Below are 21,942 nucleotides of genomic sequence, written 5' to 3' on the forward strand. Positions count from 1 at the left end.
TATCTGGCTTGGCGGCGATTCTTTGAAACTCACACTAACCCGAATGAAAACAGCATCTTATTGGCACAGACACAGTTAACGCATACATAGCCAATTGGATTGGTATTACAGCATGAAATGCCGGGCCAGCAGCGCCGCGGTAAAGTTGGTTTTAAGATAGAAGCCGCGCGGCAGCGTCATGATGGGCTGTCCCTGGCGACCGACCGCCTCGGTCAGTGCCCGGCTGTTGGCCGCCTTGGGCCTGAGCTGCAGCACCTGGCCATGACGGGCACTGATGTTCTGTACCTTCCCCAGGCTGATCAGCTCCATGATTTCTTCCCAGTCCTGACGTAACCACTGTTCTTCCTGCTCGCTCGGGCTCCACAGCAGCGGCTGGCCGATGATCCTGTCACCGGGTGCCAGGCTGCGTTCCCCGAGCACCGGTATCCACAAGACCCGGGATAACTTGTTGCGTACGTTGGAATCTTCCCAGCGCAGGCCGCCGATGTTCGTCAGCGGTGCCACGCTGACAAAGGTGGTTTCCAGTGGCTTGCCACGACTGTCGATGGGGATGGTTTTCAGCTCGACCCCCAGCTCGGGAAAGTCCTGCTCCGGCTTGGAGCCTGCGCTGGCGCCCAGCGCCAGTTCGAGCAGTTGGCCCACCCAGCCCTTGTCTCGTCGCAGATCGGCAGGCACCGGAATATCAAGTGACTGGGCCAGTTCTCTCAGCGACAGGCCGGCCAGTTGTTCGGCGCTCAGCTGCAGGGCCGGGATCGATGCAGGGCGGGAAATGGGTTTGTTCAAAATATAACCGCCCTCCAGGGGTGGAAAAAATGCCGACCAATGGGTCGGTAAATATTGTAACCAAATGATTTTAAATGATTTATCAGAAGGTTGTTATTGCTCTTTTTGGCGGCTGCATGATATACCGGTTTTACCCGAGTATAAACATGCTGTTGCACAGCCTTATCCACAGAAAATCTGGATAACTGCGCGCCAGGGCCGAATGTTGATTTTACGGCAGCCAAACCGCCAAAAATCAGCTTTTTTTTCTTGCCGTTAACGCTTTGTTTACCTCGGTTTTGTGGATAAGTTTCCTCTGGTTGATCTTTGAGCAGTGAGACTTACTAACACGGCAGTCATTTTGAGTCGGGCTGTTAAAAGATCCAGCACGATCCTTTTTTTTGATATTATCCTTATGATTTTTTAGTGTTTTTTATCTCATCTTATGTTTTGATCACCCTGTTGTTCACAGGGCGGGGAAGGGAGGATCTCAAGCTATACAGCCTTTATCACAAGCTTATCCACATAAATTGGGGGAAAGCGATCCCCTGACGATCCTTTTTCTGTTTATAACTATTGACAAAAAGACAAGTTATTCAACATTGCTCATCAAGCTCGTGCTGACAGCATCATTTGCCGGGAATAGGGGAATATGGAACAATCGTCCTTATGTTATTTTTTTAGTCTGGTGATTGCGTGATAGATGGCGACGGTTTTCGTCCCAATGTAGGCATAGTGATCTGCAATCGCAAAGGCCAGGTGTTATGGGCCAGACGCTACGGGCAACATTCCTGGCAGTTCCCCCAGGGCGGGGTGGACGACGGCGAAACGCCGGAACAGTCCATGTATCGGGAACTGTATGAAGAAATCGGGCTCAGACCCGAAAATGTCACCTTGCTGGCGGTCACCCGCCACTGGCTGAAGTACAAGTTACCCAAGCGTCTGGTGCGATGGGACAGCAATCCCGTCTGCATCGGTCAAAAACAGAAGTGGTTTCTGTTGCGGTTGGAATCGGATCATGAATCGCACATCGAATTTGGCTGTCATGGACATCCGGAGTTCGATGACTGGCGCTGGGTCAGTTACTGGTACCCGGTGCGACAGGTGGTTTCTTTCAAGCGGGAAGTCTATCGACGGGTACTGAGGGAGTTTGCTCCCATCGTGATGGCAGAGCAAGGCCGCCGAGACGCTCGCAAGCGACATCGGTAACGCATCGACAAAGGAGTAGGCGGCAGTGTTAAAGGAATTGCGGGAAATCGTTCAGCAGGTAACGGCCAGTTCCGACCTTAATGGTGCCATGAACGAGCTGGTTCGCCAGACTCGTCATGCCATGCAGGTGGACTGCTGCTCCATTTATCTGCGCCAGGAGCCTGAGCAGAATTACCTGCTGGCGGCCACCGATGGCCTGGCCGCCAAGGCCGTGGGTCACGTGCGCATTCCGTTGGGCGAGGGCATCGTCGGCCTGATCGGGGAAAAGGAAGAACTGATCAACCTGGCCGATGCCCAGCAGCATCCCAAATTCAAGTATCTGCCCGAAGCGCGCGAAGACGCCTTCAAGTCCTTCCTCGGTGCCCCCATCATTCATCAGCGTAAAACCCTGGGCGTACTGGTGGTGCAGCAGAGGCAGGTACGGCTGTTCGAAGAGGGGGAAGAGTCGTTTCTGGTGACCCTGGCCTCCCAGCTGGCCACCGTTATCGCCCATGCCGAGGCCAAGGGTAATCTGCGCTCGCCGAACTGGCATGGCATGCTGCGTGGCCTGGCGGGCTCTCCCGGCGTCGCCATTGGACGTGCCTGGGTGTGGCGGCCCCGGGTCGAACTGAGCCAGGTGAAGGAGCGCAAGGCGGATGATGCCGTCGTGCAGCACGAGCGACTCGACAAGGTGCTGGTGCAGGTGGAAGACGAACTGAACGGCATGGCGCTGCGTTTCAAGGAGTCTCAGGCCAGCGAGTCGGTGGCGGTGTTCGAGGTGTATCAGTATATCCTCAAGGATCCGGTGTTTATCGGCCTGATCCGGGAGCAGATTGAGCGAGGCTGGATTGCCGGCAGTGCGGTCAAGCGGGTCTGTGAAAAACAGATAGCCCAGTTTTCGGTGATGTCGGATCCCTACCTGCGCGAGCGGGCGGCGGATATTCGTGATCTGGGCCAGCGGTTGCTGACCCGGCTGATCCACGAAGATGATGGCCTGCTGACGCTGGACGAGCCGATCATTCTGGTGGCGGACGAAATCAGCGCCACCCTGATTGCGGAAATCCCCCGCAGCAAGCTCAAGGGTATCGTTTCCGCCAAGGGCTCCATCAACTCTCACGCCGCCATTCTGGCCCGGGCCATGGGCATTCCGGCGGTGATGGGCATCGATCATTCGTTCGAGTTGCTGGAAGACCGTACCCTGATCGTCGATGGCTACAACGGTGACTTGCTGGTGGAACCGGTGCCTTCGGTGCTGCGCGAATATCGCCGCCTGATGGCCGAAGAAGAGCAGATGGACGAGCTCTTCGACACGGTGCGCAACGAAAGCTCAGTGACGCTGGACGGCGTGTCCGTGTCCTTGCTGCTGAACGCGGGTCTGAGCGCGGATAGCGATATCGCCATGAACGACACCGCCGATGGGGTGGGGCTGTTCCGTACCGAAATTCCCTTCATGATGCGCGACCGCTTTCCCTCCGAGCAGGAGCAGGTCATCAGCTATCGCCGGGTCATGAGCAGTTACGTCGGCAAGCCGGTGTGCATGCGTACCCTGGATGTGGGCGGTGACAAGCAATTGCCTTACTTCCCCATCGTGGAAGAAAACCCCTTTCTTGGCTGGCGAGGTATTCGGCTTACCCTGGATCATCCCGAAATCTTTCTGGTGCAGCTGAAGGCCATGCTGCGTGCCAGCCAGGGGCTGGACAACCTGTCCATCATGCTGCCCATGGTGACCAGTCTCGACGAGATACGGGTCGCGCGCAGAATGCTGGATCGGGCCTGGCGTGAGGTGTCGGCCGAAACCGCCGATCAGCAGGGTATCATCCGTTACCCCAGCCTGGGGGTGATGATAGAAGTGCCGGCCCTGCTCTACCAGCTACAGGACATGGCCCCGCTGGTGGACTTCTGGTCGGTAGGTACCAACGATCTGACCCAGTATCTGCTGGCGGTAGACAGAAACAACGGCCGGGTGGCCGATATTTACGATGCCCTGCATCCGGCGGTCTTGCGTGCCTTGCAGCAGATCATCGACGCGGCTCGTCATTACGCCAAGCCGGTGTCCATCTGTGGTGAGCTGGCCGGTGACCCCATCGGGGTGCTGGTGTTGCTGGCCATGGGCTATCGGCGGTTCAGCATGAACAACAGCAACCTCATGCGCGTCAAATATATAGTGCGTCAGTCACGCTGTGACGAGCTGCAGAAGCTGCTGCAGGAAGCCCTCAACCATCGGCATACCGGGGTGTTCAAGGGGCTGTTCGGCCGTTATCTGGAACAACGGGGCCTGGGCGGACTGCTGCGCGGCGGACGCTGAGTCCAGCTCCTGCAAATCTTTACCTCTCTTAAATTGCAGTACCGTCGTTTCAATAGCACAATAGCTGCTTTTGTTGCTGACGGGGTAAGTGCATGTCTCAAGGTCACTGGGTGTTTCCCGGATTCGATCCCATCGCCATACAAATCGGTCCCCTGGCGGTGCACTGGTATGGCCTTATGTATCTGCTGGGCTTTGTCTTCGCCTGGTGGATGGCCAATCGCCGTGCGGCGCGACCGGGCTCGGACTGGACCCGGGATCAGGTCTCCGACGTGCTCTTCTACGGTTTTCTCGGGGTGATCCTCGGTGGCCGCCTCGGTTACGTGTTTTTCTATCAGTTCGATACCTTTCTCGCCGACCCGCTTTACCTCGTCAAGATCTGGACCGGTGGCATGTCGTTTCACGGCGGCCTGATCGGGGTGATCACGGCGCTTTGGCTGTTTGCTCGCAAGCAGAACAAAACCTTTTTTGCGGTAGCCGATTTTATCGCACCGCTGATCCCCTTCGGGCTGGGGGCCGGTCGCATCGGCAACTTCATTAACGGCGAGCTGTGGGGCCGGGTCACGGAGGTGCCCTGGGGCATTATTTTTCCGGCGGCAGGCATGCTGCCGCGTCACCCTTCCCAGCTGTACCAGTTTGCCCTCGAAGGGGTGGTCTTGCTGATCATCCTGAATCTGGCCTGGCGCGCGCGTCCGCCTCGTGGCGTGATTTCCGGCCTCTTCCTGCTGTGCTACGGCCTGTTCCGCTTCCTGGTGGAATTTGTACGGGAGCCGGATGCCCAGCTTGGGCTTTACCTTGATTTGTTCAGCATGGGGCAGCTGTTGTCGATGCCGATGATGCTGGCCGGTGCACTGATGTTATGGGCGGCCTGTCGTCGTCCCCAATGGTTTGGTAATGGAGAAAAAACAGCATGAAAGCCTATCTGGAGCTGATGCAACACATCCTGGACAAGGGCGCCGTCAAGGAAGACAGAACCGGTACCGGCACCCTGTCGGTATTCGGCCACCAGATGCGCTTCGATCTGAGTGAGGGCTTTCCGCTGATCACCACCAAGAAGTGTCATCTGAAATCGATTATTCACGAACTGCTGTGGTTTCTGAACGGTGACACCAACATCGGCTATCTGAAGCAGCACGGGGTGCGGATCTGGGACGAGTGGGCCGACGACAAGGGCGATCTGGGCCCGGTATACGGCCATCAGTGGCGCAGCTGGCAGGGAGCGGACGGTCGCACCATCGATCAGATAAGCCAGGCGCTGAACACCATCAAGACCAATCCGGACAGCCGTCGCATCATCGTCTCGGCCTGGAACGTGGGCGAGCTGGATCAAATGGCGCTGGCGCCCTGCCACGCCCTGTTCCAGTTTTATGTGGCTGAGGGCAAGCTGTCTTGCCAGCTCTATCAGCGCAGCTGTGATGTGTTCCTCGGCCTGCCCTTCAATATTGCCAGCTACGCGCTGCTGACCCATATGCTGGCCCAACAGGCGGGACTCGACGTGGGCGATTTTGTCTGGACCGGTGGTGATGTGCATCTTTACCGCAATCACCTGGAGCAGGCTCGGCTGCAACTGGGCCGCGAGCCCAGAGCATTGCCCACAATGCGACTGGCCCGCCGTCCGGATTCACTGTTTGAGTATGCCTACGAGGATTTTATTCTGGAAGACTATCATCCGTACCCGCATATCAAGGCACCGGTCGCCATTTGACAGATTTTTGTTTGTAAATAAAGCTACACTATAGATTAACATTTTATTTTCATCGGTATTTTTGAGCTATTTCGTACTTAATTTCGCTTTTTCCGAGGTGTCGATCAGAAACAACCGATTATTACCCCTGTAACAAGCTGATTACACTCGGGCTATTCTTTGAGAAGGAGCTCGATTATGTCGCAAGTGCTTAAACGCTTTCTGGCCATGGAGTCGGCCGGTGGAATACTGCTGATCATTGCTGCCCTGATTGCCATGCTGATGGCCAACACCGGCCTTTCCGGCATCTATCAGCACTTCCTCGAGATGCCCATTCAGCTGCGCATCGGCAATCTCGATCTCGACAAGCCACTGTTGCTGTGGGTTAACGATGGCATGATGGCGGTGTTCTTCCTGCTGGTGGGCCTCGAGGTCAAACGCGAAATGGTGGAAGGTGCGCTTTCGACCCGCGAACAGGCCATGTTTCCGGCCCTGGCCGCCCTTGGCGGCATGATTTTTCCTGCCCTCTGGTTCATGCTGCTGAACCAGGGGGAGCCTGCCAACCATAGCGGCTGGGCTATTCCTGCCGCCACCGACATTGCCTTTGCGCTGGGGGTCATGGCCCTGCTCGGCAAACGGGTGCCGCTGACCCTCAAGGTGTTTCTGCTGGCGCTGGCGATTATCGACGATCTGGGCGCCATCATCATCATCGCCCTGTTCTACAACCAGGGTGTGGATTTCACGGCCATGGCGGTAGGGGCGCTGGGTATTGTCGGTCTGGTATGGCTGAATCGGGCCCGGGTATGCAATTTGATGCCCTACCTGCTGCTGGGCTGGATCATCTGGGTTGCCGTGCTCAAGTCGGGGGTACATGCCACCCTGGCCGGCGTGATCCTGGGCTTTCTGATCCCCCTTTACGGCCACCGTTTCTCCCCCTCCAAGCAACTTGAACACTTTCTTAGCCCCTGGTGTGCCTTCGTGATACTGCCGCTGTTTGCCTTTGTGAACGCCGGGGTATCGCTGGAAGGACTGTCGCTGACCGATTTGACGTCGGCGCTGCCTCTGGGGGTGATGGTCGGGCTGCTGGTGGGCAAGCCCATGGGGATTTTTCTGGTCAGCTGGTTGTCGGTGCGTCTGGGTTATGCCCGGTTGCCGGCGGGCGTGTGTTTCCGTCAGATCTTTGCGGTCTCGGTGTTGTGTGGTATCGGCTTTACCATGTCGATCTTCATTTCCTCACTGGCCTTTGCGGATCAGGCCCAGCTTGCCAACCTGTCGCGCCTGGGCATTCTGATGGGCTCGACCCTGGCGGCTATTGCCGGTTATGTGATGCTGCGGCGGGTGTTGCCGAAAAAGGCTCCCGAGCGGCGCAAGGTGTCGGCGCACACTCAACTGGTGTAAAGGCCGCTCCCGTTTTCATCATGCCGGTCGGGTGTAAAAACCCGGCCGGTTTCTTTATGATGGAGCATTGAATCCCGGAGACGGCACCTTGTCACACCTTAACTACAACCACCTGTATTACTTCTGGATGACGCAGAAGAAAGGCTCGGTCACCAAGGCGGCCGAAGCGCTGTTTCTGACCCCCCAGACCGTTACCGGGCAGATCCGTCAGCTGGAGCAGCGCCTCGGTGGCAAGCTGTTCAAGCGCAAGGGGCGCCAGCTGGAGGCCAGCGAGCTGGGCCAGCTGGTGTTCAAGTATGCGGATCGCATGTTCAGTCTGTCTTACGAGATGCTGGATATAGTGCATTACCGCAAGGAAGATCACCTGATTTTCGACGTCGGCATCGCCGATGCCTTGTCCAAACGACTGGCGAGCCGGGTCCTGCTGTCGGTGATCCCCAATGATGGCTCCATCCACCTGCGCTGCTACGAGTCGACCCACGAAATGCTGCTCGAGCAGCTGAGCGAGCACAAGCTGGACATGATACTGTCGGACTGCCCGGTCGACTCGGCCCAGCATGCGGGGCTGCTGTCCAAGAAGCTGGGAGAGTGCGATATCGGCTTCTACTGCCGGGAGCCGTTACCGACCAAGCCCTTTCCCGAGTGTCTGGAAGAGCGGCGGCTGTTGATCCCGGGGCGGCGTACCGCCATGGGACGGCAACTGCGGCACTGGCTGGAGGTGCAGGGCCTCACGCCGCAGATCTTGGGTGAATTCGACGATGCGGCGCTGATGAAGGCGTTCGGCTTTTTCAACCAGGGTATTTTCGTGGCGCCGGCCATCTATCGGGACGCCATTTTGCAATATCAGCCGGTGATTGAGCTCGGTCGGGTCGAAGAGCTGAAAGAAGAGTACTACGTCATTTTTGCCGAGCGGATGATCCAGCATCCGGCGGTAAAGCGATTATGTGAAAGTGACTTCAGCTCGTTGTTCTCCGGGCTGGACGATTTTTCTGCGGTGACACCGCCCGTCACCTTCGATGGTGAATTCAGTTAAAACAGACACTGGAAAATGGACATCACGATGGCATTGAATATGGAAGCAATGGCAGCCAACGCGGCCCAGGCAGTCAGGCTGCTGAAGGCGTTGGCCAACGAACGAAGACTGTTTATTTTGTGTCATTTACTCGACAAGGAGCTGTCGGTCGGAGAAATGAACCAGCACCTGGGGCTGAGTCAGTCGGCGCTGTCGCAACATCTGGCGCTGTTGCGTAACGATGGCCTGGTGCGCACACGCAAAGAGGCGCAGACGGTGTATTATTCGCTGAAAAGCGAGGAAGTGCGGGAAGTGATCGCCCTGCTGCACAAGCTGTACTGCCGGGAGGAGTGAAGAGAGAAGAGTGAGGGGTGAACTCCAGACAATAAAAAACCGGCATTAAGCCGGTTTTTTTGACGCTGCGGATTAAGTCTCTGAATTACAGAGCCTTGATCTTGGCGTTCAGGCGGCTCTTGTGACGAGCAGCTTTGTTCTTGTGGATCAGACCTTTGGTGGCCATACGATCCAGCAGAGGCTGAGCGACGTCGAAAGCTTTCTGTGCGTTCGCTTTGTCACCGCTGGCGATGGCTGCAACTACTTTTTTCACGTAGGTGCGAACCATGGAACGGCGGCTGGCGTTGTGCTTACGGCGTTTCTCTGCTTGAATCGCGCGTTTCTTAGCAGACTTGATATTAGCCAAGGTAAAACTCCTGAAACTGTCTTAGCGAGTGTTAATAAAAGGCCGAGGAATATGCCTTTTTCACCGCAGATTGTCAATTGATTTGTGCAAATAAACACCGCCCTGTGGTCAGATACAGGGCTGGGGGTTAAACTGTCGGCCGGATTCTAGCAGCATTCCCCTGCATTCAGCAATTTTCTTACCGCGAGGTTTTCATTTTGAGCAAGGCGCTTTTGCGATCAGGCCTGATTGTGTCCGCCATGACACTGGTATCCCGGGTGTTGGGGCTGGTACGCGATGTGGTGATCGCCAACCTGTTGGGGGCGGGAGCCGCGGCCGACGTCTTCTTTTTTGCCAACCGGATTCCCAACTTTCTGCGCCGGCTCTTTGCCGAGGGCGCCTTCAATCAGGCCTTTGTGCCGGTGATGACCGAATACAGGCAGACCCGCAGCTTCAAGGACACCCAGGATCTGCTGGCGGCGGTATCCGGCACCCTGGGAGGCATCGTCACCCTGGTCACCCTGGCCGGGATGATTGGCTCCGGGGTGGTCACGGCGCTGTTCGGTATGGGCTGGTTCATGGAATGGGTCAACGACGGGCCCGAGGCCTACAAATTCGAGCTGGCCTCCCTGCTGCTGAAGGTGACCTTTCCCTACCTGTGGTTTATCAGCTTCACCGCCATGGCCGGGGCCATACTCAATACCTTCGGCAAGTTTGCGGTGTCTTCCTTCACCCCGGTGTTTCTCAACCTGGCCCTGATTGCGGCGGCACTCTGGCTGTCACCGAACATGGCGCAGCCGGAACTGGGGCTGGCCATCGGCGTCTTTGCCGGCGGTTTGATCCAGTTTCTGTTTCAGTTTCCCTTTCTGGCCAGGCTGCATCTGCTGGTACGGCCGCGCTGGGCCTGGCACCACCCCGGGGTGGTGAGGGTTCGCACCCTGATGATACCGGCCCTGTTCGGGGTCTCGGTCAGCCAGGTGAACCTGCTGTTCGATACCATGCTGGCGTCGTTTCTGGCCACCGGCTCCATCAGCTACCTGTATTATTCCGACCGGCTGCTGGAATTCCCGCTCGGCCTGTTCGGTATCGCCATCGCCACCGTGATACTGCCGGCGCTGTCGAGTCGTCATGTGGATGAGTCAAAAGACGGCTTTGCCGCCACCATGGACTGGGGCGTGCGCATGGTGCTCCTGATGGGCTTTCCCGCCATGCTGGGATTGATAGTGCTCAGCGAACCCATGCTGCGGGTGCTGTTCATGCGCGGCGAGTTCGGTGTGACGGAAGTCACGGCGGCCGGCAAGAGTCTGGTGGCCTACGGACTGGGGCTGCAGGCCTTCATGCTAATCAAGGTGCTGGCGCCGGGCTACTATGCCCGGCAGGACACCAAAACCCCGGTGCGCTTCGGCATTATCGCCATGGTGGCCAACATGGTGTTCAACGCCATTCTGATTTTTCCGCTCGGCTATGTGGGGCTGGCACTGGCCACGGCCCTGTCGGGCATGCTCAATGCCGGCTTGCTGGCCTGGGGGCTGAGCCAGCGTGATATCTATCATCCCGGTCGCGAGACCCTGGGCTTTGCGCTCAAGGTGGCAGTGGCTGGCTGCGGCATGGCGGCGCTGTTATGGTGGCTGTCACCGCCGCTGGCGCAGTGGGCCGAGTGGAGCCTGCTGAGCAGCAGTTTGCACCTGCTGGGCTATATCGGTGCCGGTGCCTTGTGTTACGGTGCCCTGCTGCTGCTGAGCGGCGTACGGATAAAGCACTTTAAAACCGCATAGCAAAGGCTGATCCTGAGGGCCGGCTGAGGTATAATCCGCCGATTTACAGAGGCCGGTATCGGAGTCTATGGAGCTTATTCGCGGCATACACAACATCAAACCATGGCATCGCGGCTGTGTGCTGACCATCGGTAATTTTGATGGGGTGCATCTGGGGCACCAGGCCGTATTGCGTCGTCTTGTCGAGCAGGCCCGCCGGCTCAAGGTACCGGCCTGTGTCATGGTATTCGAGCCACAGCCGCAGGAACTGTTTACCGGTGGCGAGGCGCCACCCCGACTGACCCGGCTGCGGGAAAAATACCAGCAACTGGCACGGCTCGGCATCGATCGCCTGCTGTGCGTGCGCTTCAATGCCGACTTTGCCGCCCAGTCTCCGGATGAGTTTATCCGTGGCCTGCTGGTGGACAAGCTGGGGGTGCGCTTTCTGGTGGTGGGCGACGATTTTCGTTTCGGCCGGAACCGGGGCGGAGATTTCGAGCTGCTGACCCGGGCCGGCCGGGCCTTCGACTTCGAGGTGGTCAGCACCCAGAGCTGGCGCATGAACAGCCGGCGGGTCAGCAGCACCCTGATCCGCGAGGCGCTGGCGGCAGACCGGCTGGATGATGCGGCCACCATGCTGGGGCGCCCCTTCAGCCTGTGCGGACGAGTGGCCCATGGCGCCAAGCTGGGGCGGACCATCGGCTTTCCCACCGCCAATGTGGCGCTCAAGCGGCAGGTAATACCGGTGTCCGGCGTCTATGTGGTGGAGTTGTGGCTGAACGGCCACCGTTACCCCGGGGTCGCCAATATCGGTGACAAGCCCACCGTCAGCGGTACCCGCGCCCTGTTGGAAGTCCATCTGTTTGATTTTGCCGGCGATCTGTACGGCAAACAGGTGGAAGTAGAGCTCCGCCATAAACTGCGGAACGAGCAAAAATTCGCTTCCTTTGCGCTGCTGAAGGAGCAAATTCAACGCGATGCCGCCGAGGCCCGACAATGGTTCGGGCCGGCGGCATCAGAACCGAACGGAATGTAGGATTCATGACCGACTATAAAAATACCCTGAATTTGCCCGAAACGGAGTTTCCCATGCGCGGCAACCTGGCGCAACGCGAGCCGGAGATGCTGAAACGCTGGATTGAGCAGGACTTGTACGGCGCCGTGCGTCAGGCCAAGGCCGGCAAGCAGCCGTTTATTCTGCACGACGGCCCTCCCTACGCCAACGGCAGCATTCATATCGGTCACTCGGTCAACAAGATCCTGAAAGACGTGATCATCAAGTCCAAGGGACTGCTGGGTTACGACTCTCCCTACATTCCGGGCTGGGACTGCCACGGTCTGCCCATAGAACTGAAAGTGGAAGGCAAGGTCGGCAAGCCCGGCGTCAAGGTGTCTGCCGCCGAATTCCGCGAAGCCTGCCGGGCCTACGCCAAGGAGCAGATTGAAGCGCAAAAAACCGACTTCATCCGTCTGGGCGTGCTGGGTGACTGGGAAAATCCCTACCTCACCATGAACTTCGATACCGAAGCCAACATCATCCGTGCCCTCGGCAAGATCATCGACAACGGCCACCTGCACAAGGGCGCCAAGCCGGTGCACTGGTGTACCGATTGTGGCTCTGCGCTGGCCGAAGCAGAAGTGGAATACGAAGACAAGCGCTCGCCGGCCATCGACGTGCGCTTTACCGCGGTGGATGAAGCGGCCGTGGCGGCCAGCTTCGACTGTGCCGACGGCCATACCGGCCGGGGTCCGCTGTCGGTGGCCATCTGGACCACCACCCCCTGGACCCTGCCCGCCAACCGCGCCGTGGCGCTGCATGCGGAGCTGAGCTACGCCCTGGTGCAGGTGGAAGGCGAGCATCCCGAGCGGTTGATCCTGGCCGCCGATCTGGTCAAGGACGTGATGGACAGAGCCGGCATCCAGCATTACCACAACCTGGGCTATTGCCAGGGCGCCGATCTTGAACTGAAGCGCTTCCGCCATCCCTTCTACGACTTCGATGTGCCCGCCATACTGGGCGAGCACGTCACCACCGAATCCGGTACCGGCGCCGTGCATACCGCCCCCGGCCACGGTCAGGAAGATTTCGTGGTGGGCCAGCAATACGGTCTGGAAGTGGCCAACCCGGTGGGTGGCAACGGGGTTTACCTGCCCGACACCGAACTGTTTGCCGGTCAGCATGTGTTCAAGGCCAACGACGCCGTGGTAGAAGTGCTGAAAGCACGTGGCGCCCTGTTGCACCATCAGGCCATCATGCACTCCTATCCGCACTGCTGGCGCCACAAGACGCCCATTATCTTCCGGGCCACCCCCCAGTGGTTTATCAGCATGGATCAGGCCGGGCTGCGCGCCCAGGCATTGGCCGAGATCAAGAAGGTGCAATGGGTGCCCGAGTGGGGCCAGAACCGCATCCAGGCCATGGTAGAAAACCGGCCGGACTGGTGTATCTCCCGTCAGCGCACCTGGGGCGTGCCCATCGCCCTGTTCGTGCACAAGGACACCCAGGCCCTGCATCCCCGCGCCACCGAGCTGATGGAAGAAGTGGCCAGGCGGGTAGAAAAAACCGGCATTCAGGCTTGGTGGGATCTGGATCCGGCCGAACTGCTGGGCGATGACGCCGACCAGTACGAAAAAGTGCTGGATACCCTGGATGTCTGGTTCGATTCCGGCTCGACCCACGCTTCCGTGGTGGACGTGCGTGCCGAGTTCAAGGGCCACCCGGCCGACATGTATCTGGAAGGCTCGGACCAGCATCGCGGCTGGTTCATGTCCTCGCTGATGCTCTCCACCGCCATGAAGGGCCACGCCCCTTACCGCCAGGTGCTGACCCACGGCTTTACCGTGGACGGCAATGGCCGCAAGATGTCCAAGTCCATCGGCAACGTGGTCAGCCCGCAGCAGGTCATGAACAAGCTGGGTGCCGATATTCTGCGTCTCTGGGTCACCAGCACCGATTATTCCGGCGAGATGACGGTGTCCGACGAGATCCTCAAGCGCAGCGCCGATGCCTATCGCCGCATTCGTAACACGGCCCGTTTCCTGCTGGCCAACCTGAACGGCTTCAACCCCGCCACCGACATGGTAGCGCCGGACGACATGGTGTTGATCGACCGCTGGGCCGTGGGCCGTGCTCAGGCCATTCAGCAGGACATCACCCAGGCATTTGACGAGTACAACTTCCACCTGGTGACCCAGAAGCTGATGCAGTTCTGCTCGGTGGAAATGGGCTCCTTCTACTTGGATGTGATCAAGGACCGGCAGTACACCGCCAAGGCCGACAGTCTGGCCCGTCGTTCCTGCCAGACCGCGCTCTACCATATAGTGGAAGCCCTGGTACGCTGGATGGCGCCGATCATGAGCTTTACCGCCGACGAAATCTGGAATCTGCTGCCCGGCGAGCGGTCACCATTCGTGTTTACCGAAGAGTTCTACGACGGCCTGTTCGGGCTGGCCGGCGACGAGCAGTTGAACGACGGCTACTGGGCCGAGCTGCTCAAGATGCGTCAGGCGGTGAACAAGGCTCTGGAAACCGCCCGTAAAGACAAGGTGATTGGTGCCGCGCTGGAAGCGGAAATCACCCTCTATGTGGAAGAGGCGCTGGCGGCCAAGCTCCAGCAACTGGGTGACGAGCTGCGCTTCGTGATGCTGACCTCCGGCGTAACGGTACGGCCGCTGAGCGAGGCCGGTGACGCCGCCGATACCGAGGTGGCCGGACTCAAGGTAAAAGTGGCCAAGAGCGATGCCGAAAAATGCGCCCGCTGCTGGCACCATGTGGCTGATGTAAACAGCCACGAGGGCCATGAGGGTATTTGTGGCCGCTGTGTGTCCAACGTGGCCGGAGACGGCGAAGTTCGCCGGTTTGCCTGATGGCGACACTGCGGCAAACCGGCCTGCGCTGGTGGTGGTTGGCGCTGGTGACCATAGCGCTGGATCAGCTGACCAAGTGGCTCACCGTGTCCAACCTGGCCTATGGCTACCCGGGGGTGGAGATCACCCCCTTCTTCAACCTGGTGCATGTTTATAACCCGGGGGCGGCCTTCAGTTTTCTGGCCGACCAGGGCGGTTGGCAGCGCTGGTTCTTTGCCGGTCTGGCCTTTGCGGTGACCGTGCTGCTCAGTGTCTGGATGCACAAGCTGCCCAGGGCCGCCCGCTGGTTGCCGGTGGCCTATGCCCTGATCATCGGCGGGGCCATCGGCAACGTGATCGACCGGCTGATGCTTGGCCATGTGGTGGATTTTCTCGACTTTTATGTCGGCAACTGGCACTGGCCGGCGTTCAACCTGGCCGACAGCTTTATCTTTGTCGGTGCCGCCATGATCATTATCGACAGTTTCAAGAAGGACAGCCCTCAATGAGCAAACAGATAGGCCCGCAGAGCGAAGTACTGTTTCACTTCACCATCAAGCTGGAAGACGGCTCGGTGGCCGACAGCACCCAGCTGCACGGCAAACCCGCCAAGCTGAAGATGGGCGACGGCAGCCTGACCCCGAGTTTCGAGGCCTGTCTGCTGGGCCTGAGCGAGGGCTCCAGTCACCGCTTTGAACTGGGGCCGGATGATGCCTTCGGGCCGGTCAATCCGGACAATATCCATCATATGGAGCGCAGCCGCTTCGCCGCCGACATGGAGCTGGATGAGGGCGCCATCCTGTCCTTTACCCAACCCAACGGCGCCGAGATCCCCGGCATAGTGCGCGGCGTGGCCGGCGACTCGGTGACCGTGGATTTCAATCATCCGCTGGCTGGCCACAGTGTGACCTTTGAAGTAGAGATCCTTGCCGTTGAGCAACAGGCCGTTGATAAATAAGGAGCCTGATATGAACATCTTACTCGCCAACCCGCGCGGCTTTTGTGCCGGGGTCGACCGGGCCATCAGCATAGTGCAGAGCGCGCTGGAAAAATTCGAGGCGCCCATCTATGTGCGTCACGAAGTGGTGCACAATCGCTATGTGGTCAACAGGCTCAAGAACGCGGGCGCCGTGTTTGTGGAAGAGCTGGATCAGGTGCCGGACGACAACATCGTCATCTTCTCCGCCCACGGTGTGTCCAAGGCAGTACGGGAAGAAGCCAAGCGCCGCGGGCTCAAGGTGTTTGACGCCACCTGTCCGCTGGTGACCAAGGTGCATATGGAAGTGCACAGGGCCAGCAAGAAGGGCATAGAGACCATTCTTATCGGTCATGCGGGTCATCCGGAAGTGGAAGGCACCATGGGCCAGTACGAAAGCGCCGAGGGCGGCATGTATCTGGTGGAAAACCCGCAAGACGTGGCCAGGCTGCAGGTAAACAACCCCGACAACCTGACCTTCGTCACCCAGACCACCCTCAGCGTGGATGAAACCTCGGATGTGATTGATGCCCTGCGCGCCCGTTTCCCCACCATAGAGGGGCCGCGCAAGGACGACATCTGTTACGCCACCCAGAACCGGCAGGATGCGGTGCGCGAGCTGGCGGCCAAGGTGGACGTGATGCTGGTGGTGGGCTCCAGGAATTCCTCCAACTCCAACCGGCTGCGCGAGCTGGCCGAGAAAATCGGCACCAAAGCTTATCTTATCGACTGTGTCGAGATGATAGTGCCGGCCTGGCTGGAAGGGGCGACGAGCATCGGCGTGACCGCCGGCGCCTCGGCACCCGAAGTGCTGGTGCAGGAAGTGATCAGCCATTTGCAGTCGCTGGGCGGCCACACCGTGACCGAGCACCCGGGGCGGGAAGAAAACATCGTGTTTGAAGTGCCCGCCGAGCTGAAGGTCAAACAGGTAACCTGACACGGTACCCGAGCTGACCCAGCCCTGACCAGAGCACTTGATTGACTGACCAGGCCTCCGCTAGCGGAGGCCTTCTTGTCTGCGGGAAGTACTGGCGCCGCTCTGCTCCCTCCCCTTTACCTCGGTGCGCCGGAATGACAGCGGGGTGCAAGGCAAGGGGAGGGCTGGGGAGGGGTTACTGTACGGCGTTCCTGGTGACACCCCCTCCCAGCCTCCCCCTGGCGAGAACCCGGAGTTGCATCTGTTAGTCCGCTGCCAAGGGGGAGGGGCAGCCTGAAGCCGATCTGCTCCCTCCCCCTTTACCTCTGTGCCTCGGAATGACAGCGGGGTGTAAGGCAAGGGGAGGGCTGGGGAGGGGTTACTTACGGCTGTTGCTGATGACACCCTCTCCCAGCCTCCCCCTGGCGAGAACTTGGAGTTGCATCTGTTAGTCCGCTGCCAAGGGGGAGGGGCAGCCTGAAGCCGATCTTCGAATTGTAGTGACAACGAGGCTGGGTCAATCTGAACAGATGATGAATCAGATTGGTATGAGACCCTTACTGCCAGCAGGCGGCCGGGGTCTTGCTGTTATCTCTGCCCAGGGTCAGGGGACTGCAGCTGGTGGCGCCTTCCTTGTCGTTCAACTGACTGCCTTTGGCGGTGGCGGTCACCGTATAGCTGCTGCCGGACACGGTGGCACTGTAGCTGTAATGGGCGTTGCTGGTCGGGCTGATCAAGTCCGCCGCCGAACTGGTGTAGGCGGGATGAGAGATACGCCAGTCTTCCTGCTTCAATTGCATGCTGTACAGGCTTTGTATGGCTTCTATCCGCTTGCTTTTCAACAGGTAGCCGGTAAAGGAGGGATAGGCCACCGTGGCCAGAATCGCCACTATGGCCACCACTATCATCAATTCTATCAGGGTAAAACCGGTACTCTTTTGCATCCAGATATTCCTTGTCTAAACGTTGGATATCGGCCAAGATTAACCACTGTCGGCAGCTTTGTCGCGGGATTTTGTCTTCAGGGAGGAAGCCAATGAACAAGCGTCAGGCGGGGCTGACTCTTATCGAACTGTTAATCGGCCTGGTGGTGCTGGCGGTATTGCTGTCCATTGCCGTGCCCAGCTTTCAGACCCTGCGCCAGCAATATACGGTGCGCAGCGCCGGCATGGCCATTTATGCGGATTTGCAACTGGCGCGCAGCGAGGCGATCAAGCGCAACAAGGATATTACCGTCTGTTTCACTGGCTCGGGCACCAGCAACTGGAGTTATCAGATTAGAAACTCTGCAGGCTGTAGTGGAGCGTTGATTGAAGAAAGCAAGTCAGCCGACTACCCCTCCATCACCCTTACCTCGTCTCCTTATACTCAGCTGACCTTCAAACCCAGAAGAAACACCCTGACCTCCGGTAATGTGACGCTTTCCAACGGCAGTCAGGAGATGAAGATCAAAACCTGGAATAACAGCATTATTCGCACCTGCTCCGATGATCAACTGATGGGGGTGCCCACATGCAGTTGAAGAAATGCCGCGGTTTTTCGATAGTGGAGCTGATGGTCTCCATGGTGGCGGGCCTGGTGGTGGTGGCTGGAGCCATCTCCCTGTTTACCTCTGTGATCGTGTCGGGCAATACCACCCTGATGCTGTCTCGCCTCAATCAGGATGTGCAGGTGATTACCGATATGCTGGCGCGGGATATTCAGCGGGCGGGTTATCACCCCAGTGCGGCCCAAGACATGGCATCGGGTACGCCTTCTTCTTCGGCCAAGTCGACCAAGTATCAATTTTCAACGACGGCGGATCTCTATACCGCTTCGGGCGCCACGGCGCCCGGCTGTATCCGTATCAAATACTGGGATCCGGACCCGGCCTCCGGGGCGGGGTCTGTGGTGCGGGTATACGGCTATGATACGGCCAACAAGCTACTTAAGGTCAGTACCAGCTACACGGAGCCGGGCAGCGGCGCGCTTGGCAGTGGTGACTGCAGTGGCGGCAGCAAACTGGTCTCGGAAACGGAAGTACAGATAGACAGCCTGAGCTTTGCGCTGGTGTCCGGCAGCGGTGCGACCGGCATGCGTGCCATCGATCTGGCGATTTCCGCTTCTCATGCCACCAGGCCGGCGCTGTCCATGAGCCTGCAGCGCCAGGTGAAACTACGCAACGACGGGTACTAGACCATGAACAGGGTAAACGGATTTACCACTCTCACCATCACCCTGCTGCTGGTGTCGATTCTGATATCGGTGTCGGTATTTATCGGCAAGGTGCTGGTGTCGGAAAAGCGTATCGCGCTCAATGAAATCGAGTACCGGGTGGCCTTTGCCGCCGCCGAAAAAGGCGTGGCCGAGGCCATTGCCGAGCTCAAGGTCAAGCCATTGGCCACGGCGGTGTCCGGCAGCGTTAATGCCTCGGCTGCCACTGCCAGCTACCAGGCCAGCATTAACTCCACTGCGGTTCAGGGGGTCAGGGAAATTGTCTCCACCGCCACCCTGGATAACGGCGCCGCCACCACCATCAGCGTGCAGGTGGCCGAAAGCGGTATTTTCAATCCCAAGAGTTCGGGGCCAGCGGCTCCCATACTGGTGGCCGGTGAGCTAGTGATGAAAGGTAACTTTAATGTCGTTTCCAATCCCGATGGCGCCGGCCCTGGCCTGGCGGTGTCGGTTTGGGCTAAGGGTGATTCCTCATTAGAGGGGAGTGCGAAAACCTGTGGTCAGGAAGGCGCCAGTGGAGGTTGTGATAAAGATGTAGTCAGTGACAGCAAGGATGAAGGTACGGATATTATCACCGGAGATGCAGACTTTCCTGATGATCTGGTTGAGTATATTTTCGGGCAACCGGACACCGAAGAAGGTTGGGCCAATGTCGAGAAAAAGGCGACTGCTATTGTGAGTGATTGCAATGATCCTGAGTTAATAAATGGCGGTGCTGGTTTATATATTGTTGAAAATCAGGCAAGTTGTAAATTGGGTTCTGGTGTCGCGGCCGTTGGTAGTGCTGCGGCTCCCTTGTTTATTATTATTAAAAATGGTGATCTGACCATTAATGGTGGAACCAAGGTGTATGGTTTTATCTTTTCTTATGATTCTGATCCTGAAAATGCTCCAGATTATGATGTGACGCTAGCAGGTGGAGCAAGCTTGAATGGTGCAATCCTGATTAATCATGATGGTGTCAAAAACTTCACTGGCACCTTCGATATTATTTATGACCCAGGCGTTACCTGCACTATGTTCGGTTGCAAAGATGGTAGCGGCAGCAATAACGGGGGGATGAAGTCTTTGGGGTATATTCCCGGTAGCTGGAAAGACTGGTAGCAGGAGGCTAGATGAAAGCACAGTCAGGATTTGGATTAATAGAAGTAATGATTGCCTTTATTGTGGTGGCGGTTACCGCGGGCTCGTTGCTGCAGCTGAATAAAACCTATCTGGAATATAGCAGGGACGGTCGTAATCGAGAGATCGCATTACGGCTGGCGGAGTCCAAGCTGGATGAGTTCCGAGGAGTTCAGAATCGGGCCGAGTACAGCAGTATTAGCGATGCCAGCAGTACCACTAAGGTTAACGGCACCGATTATACCGTTAGCTGGACAGTTAATGATTACGGCTGGGATGGTTCGGCCTGGGTGACACCGCTGTCGACCGGTATGTCTTCGGATAAAAAGGAAGTCGTGGTGAGTGTGGACTGGGACGATGCCGGTAACACCCCCGGCATTGCTATCAGCTCGGTACTGTCTCCCTATTTCTCCGTCAGTAGTGGTCCATTTGGTTCTGATGAGGGGGGGGGCCAGGTTCTGGACACCCCCGAAGTCACACACATAGAGGGTAGTGCACCGATAGTCATACCCATTGAGCTGGGAGATGGTCTGACTCAGGAAAGCAACCGGGCACTGCCCACCGTCACAGGTCAAGGTAACAGCGATAAGACGGTTCGGGTCAGTTTCGATACGGATACTTATGACGGCACTGGTAAACGCGCTATGCAACGGCAGGATCTGGCCACGATTTCCTGTTACTGCAATCTGGTGGCGAATGGCGATGCATCCCTACCGGCCAAACGGATGATTCTGAAAGGGCTGTCATACTGGGATAGGGGAGAAAAAGTAAGCAAGAAAAAAGGCGAGGCGGCAAGTAATCAGGATCCGCTCTGCGACAGTTGTTGCGCCAATCACTTTGATGGTCCCGAGAATGAATTCAGCCATTGGTATGATGCTTTTAAACGGCCTCATGGACATTATTCCTCCCTTGGACTTCCTGTGATTGTTACCGGTAGCAGTTATGTGGAAGCCTGTCGCATGGTTCGTGTTAAGGGCAAGTACACTGTAGCCAGTGACTGGAATTTGGTCGTTATGAATATCTTCGATGCCAGCTTTTTATCGGGTTCAACGCTGCAACAGGCCTACCAGGACTATGTCGAGGAAGTGGTCACCGAGTATATTCGCATTCAGGTAAAGGCCGGAAGTAATATGGATGTGGCTGCTGAAAGCAATTACTCCCCCCGCCAGTTTTCTCAATACCTTGCCGATAACAATATTGAACCTAAGTCAACGAATGTAGATAAAATTCAGCCTGGCTTAAGGCAGTTGGTGGCAAGGGGGATTTATGTGGATATTGTGTCTCCTGAATATCGTCAGCAGCTGCTGGATGGCGTTATGGGGGGTAACGCAGATGCAACGCCCGACAACTTGCTAAGATATGTGCCATTTTATGAAGTGAACCTTACCTTGTTTGCCGAATGGAGTAGCAGTAAGGAAGAGGTTGCACCGGTGAGCAATGAAGAGGTTCAAACCATAGTAGATACCAGCGAGAAATATTATGGCGTCTATAGCCGGGGAGTGGTAAATGGGCTAGTGGAAGGTAATGCGGATATTACTGCCACTATCAGGCGCAGTAATAGCGGCATAACCGCTTTTCAGGCATTGTCTCCGAATGATACCGATACTCGAAGTTCCACACTGAATGTCAAGGTAGTAGCTGCGGACCCTGGCTCTATCAGTGTGACGGGAGCGATTAAGTGTATTACTTATGATAATAAGAAAGTCGAGATAGTATGTGATGAAGCGCAGAAAATGAATATTAAGGTCTTGTATAAAGGAGAAATATGCAGTCAGACCTCAAAATCAACCGGTAAAGGAGCAAAGAATAACCAGGGGATCAGCTATAGCTGTTCTGTAAGCAAGAGTGGCGATCCTATCTTGATGGCGGATCTACCCGACACGGGCTACGAAGCGGTATCGCCAGATGGCGACAATGATTGGCAGGTTCCCCTCCCTAAGGGATCGATCAAGGAAAGTATTCCAGGTGGCTGCCTGCTGGTGGTGGTTGACAAGCCAGAAGGTGTTACCCTTCCCGGCACCTGCAACTAAGGCAGCGCAACAGGGGCCTGACAAGGCCCCTGTCTTTCATTACTATGCTGTTATTGCAT

Annotated in this window: 20 protein-coding genes; 17 read left to right on the plus strand and 3 right to left on the minus strand. The window is 57.4% G+C overall.

What is annotated here, in order from left to right; all coding sequences use genetic code 11:
- Positions 1-105: 105 nt before the first annotated feature.
- Positions 106-771, minus strand: a complete 666-nt coding sequence (mutH, locus tag HNR62_RS13985) for a DNA mismatch repair endonuclease MutH (protein WP_420827165.1) — start codon at positions 769-771, stop codon at positions 106-108.
- 687 nt (positions 772-1,458) lie between these two features.
- On the opposite strand from mutH, the gene rppH reads away from it, so the two are divergent.
- From rppH to HNR62_RS14020, 7 genes are all read left to right on the plus strand, one after another.
- Positions 1,459-1,971, plus strand: a complete 513-nt coding sequence (gene rppH / locus HNR62_RS13990; RefSeq protein WP_204796698.1) for an RNA pyrophosphohydrolase — start codon at positions 1,459-1,461, stop codon at positions 1,969-1,971.
- 25 nt (positions 1,972-1,996) lie between these two features.
- Positions 1,997-4,255 (plus strand): phosphoenolpyruvate--protein phosphotransferase, encoded by a 2,259-nt coding sequence (ptsP, locus tag HNR62_RS13995; RefSeq protein WP_204796699.1) that lies wholly within the window; start codon positions 1,997-1,999, stop codon positions 4,253-4,255.
- 92 nt (positions 4,256-4,347) lie between these two features.
- A complete protein-coding gene (lgt, locus tag HNR62_RS14000) occupies positions 4,348-5,166 on the plus strand; it encodes a prolipoprotein diacylglyceryl transferase (protein ID WP_204796700.1) in 819 nt (272 codons plus the stop codon).
- Positions 5,163-5,957, plus strand: coding sequence for a thymidylate synthase (gene thyA, locus HNR62_RS14005; RefSeq protein ID WP_204796701.1), 795 nt, complete (start codon positions 5,163-5,165; stop codon positions 5,955-5,957). Before lgt ends, thyA begins: the two co-directional genes overlap by 4 nt.
- A gap of 177 nt (positions 5,958-6,134) precedes the next feature.
- Positions 6,135-7,334: a Na+/H+ antiporter NhaA gene (gene nhaA, locus HNR62_RS14010; RefSeq protein WP_204796702.1), complete on the plus strand. Its 1,200-nt coding sequence runs from the start codon at positions 6,135-6,137 to the stop codon at positions 7,332-7,334.
- Between the two features lie 88 nt (positions 7,335-7,422).
- The gene (gene nhaR / locus HNR62_RS14015) at positions 7,423-8,367 is read left to right on the plus strand and encodes a transcriptional activator NhaR (RefSeq protein ID WP_204796703.1); all 945 of its coding nucleotides are present in this window, start codon (positions 7,423-7,425) and stop codon (positions 8,365-8,367) included.
- A 27-nt stretch (positions 8,368-8,394) separates the two neighbouring features.
- Positions 8,395-8,700, plus strand: coding sequence for an ArsR/SmtB family transcription factor (locus HNR62_RS14020; protein ID WP_420827164.1), 306 nt, complete (start codon positions 8,395-8,397; stop codon positions 8,698-8,700).
- 85 nt (positions 8,701-8,785) lie between these two features.
- Here the strand turns inward: HNR62_RS14020 and rpsT are convergent, their stop codons facing one another.
- Entirely contained in the window at positions 8,786-9,046 is a 261-nt protein-coding gene (gene rpsT, locus HNR62_RS14025) for a 30S ribosomal protein S20 (protein WP_104485672.1), read from the minus strand.
- Between the two features lie 197 nt (positions 9,047-9,243).
- On the opposite strand from rpsT, the gene murJ reads away from it, so the two are divergent.
- The 6 genes from murJ (at position 9,244) to ispH (ending at position 16,538) form a co-directional block, all read left to right on the plus strand.
- Positions 9,244-10,800, plus strand: coding sequence for a murein biosynthesis integral membrane protein MurJ (murJ, locus tag HNR62_RS14030; protein ID WP_204796704.1), 1,557 nt, complete (start codon positions 9,244-9,246; stop codon positions 10,798-10,800).
- A gap of 67 nt (positions 10,801-10,867) precedes the next feature.
- Complete coding sequence (gene ribF / locus HNR62_RS14035; RefSeq protein ID WP_204796705.1) at positions 10,868-11,815, plus strand: bifunctional riboflavin kinase/FAD synthetase; 948 nt, start codon at positions 10,868-10,870, stop codon at positions 11,813-11,815.
- Between the two features lie 5 nt (positions 11,816-11,820).
- Complete coding sequence (ileS, locus tag HNR62_RS14040; RefSeq protein ID WP_204796706.1) at positions 11,821-14,646, plus strand: isoleucine--tRNA ligase; 2,826 nt, start codon at positions 11,821-11,823, stop codon at positions 14,644-14,646.
- Positions 14,643-15,134 carry a signal peptidase II gene (gene lspA, locus HNR62_RS14045; protein WP_420827166.1) on the plus strand — a complete coding sequence of 164 codons (492 nt, stop codon included), beginning with the start codon at positions 14,643-14,645 and terminating at the stop codon, positions 15,132-15,134. The genes ileS and lspA overlap by 4 nt, the downstream gene beginning before the upstream one ends.
- Complete coding sequence (gene fkpB / locus HNR62_RS14050; protein ID WP_204796708.1) at positions 15,131-15,583, plus strand: FKBP-type peptidyl-prolyl cis-trans isomerase; 453 nt, start codon at positions 15,131-15,133, stop codon at positions 15,581-15,583. Before lspA ends, fkpB begins: the two co-directional genes overlap by 4 nt.
- A 10-nt stretch (positions 15,584-15,593) precedes the next feature.
- The gene (gene ispH, locus HNR62_RS14055; RefSeq protein WP_204796709.1) at positions 15,594-16,538 is read left to right on the plus strand and encodes a 4-hydroxy-3-methylbut-2-enyl diphosphate reductase; all 945 of its coding nucleotides are present in this window, start codon (positions 15,594-15,596) and stop codon (positions 16,536-16,538) included.
- Positions 16,539-17,074: 536 nt separating this feature from the next.
- Here ispH and HNR62_RS14060 read toward each other — a convergent pair.
- Complete coding sequence (locus tag HNR62_RS14060) at positions 17,075-17,461, minus strand: type IV pilin protein (RefSeq protein ID WP_204796710.1); 387 nt, start codon at positions 17,459-17,461, stop codon at positions 17,075-17,077.
- Positions 17,462-17,553: 92 nt separating this feature from the next.
- On the opposite strand from HNR62_RS14060, the gene HNR62_RS14065 reads away from it, so the two are divergent.
- From HNR62_RS14065 to HNR62_RS14080, 4 genes are read left to right on the plus strand one after another with little or no spacing between them, the layout of a single operon-like run.
- Positions 17,554-18,039 carry a GspH/FimT family pseudopilin gene (locus HNR62_RS14065; RefSeq protein ID WP_204796711.1) on the plus strand — a complete coding sequence of 162 codons (486 nt, stop codon included), beginning with the start codon at positions 17,554-17,556 and terminating at the stop codon, positions 18,037-18,039.
- A complete protein-coding gene (locus HNR62_RS14070; RefSeq protein ID WP_204796712.1) occupies positions 18,030-18,692 on the plus strand; it encodes a PilW family protein in 663 nt (220 codons plus the stop codon). Before HNR62_RS14065 ends, HNR62_RS14070 begins: the two co-directional genes overlap by 10 nt.
- 3 nt (positions 18,693-18,695) lie before the next feature.
- A complete protein-coding gene (locus HNR62_RS14075) occupies positions 18,696-19,835 on the plus strand; it encodes a PilX N-terminal domain-containing pilus assembly protein (protein WP_204796713.1) in 1,140 nt (379 codons plus the stop codon).
- A gap of 11 nt (positions 19,836-19,846) precedes the next feature.
- Positions 19,847-21,883, plus strand: a complete 2,037-nt coding sequence (locus HNR62_RS14080; RefSeq protein WP_204796714.1) for a type IV pilus modification PilV family protein — start codon at positions 19,847-19,849, stop codon at positions 21,881-21,883.
- Positions 21,884-21,942 lie beyond the last annotated feature (59 nt).

This window comes from Oceanisphaera litoralis, assembly GCF_016907015.1.
Lineage (GTDB): Bacteria > Pseudomonadota > Gammaproteobacteria > Enterobacterales > Aeromonadaceae > Oceanimonas > Oceanimonas litoralis.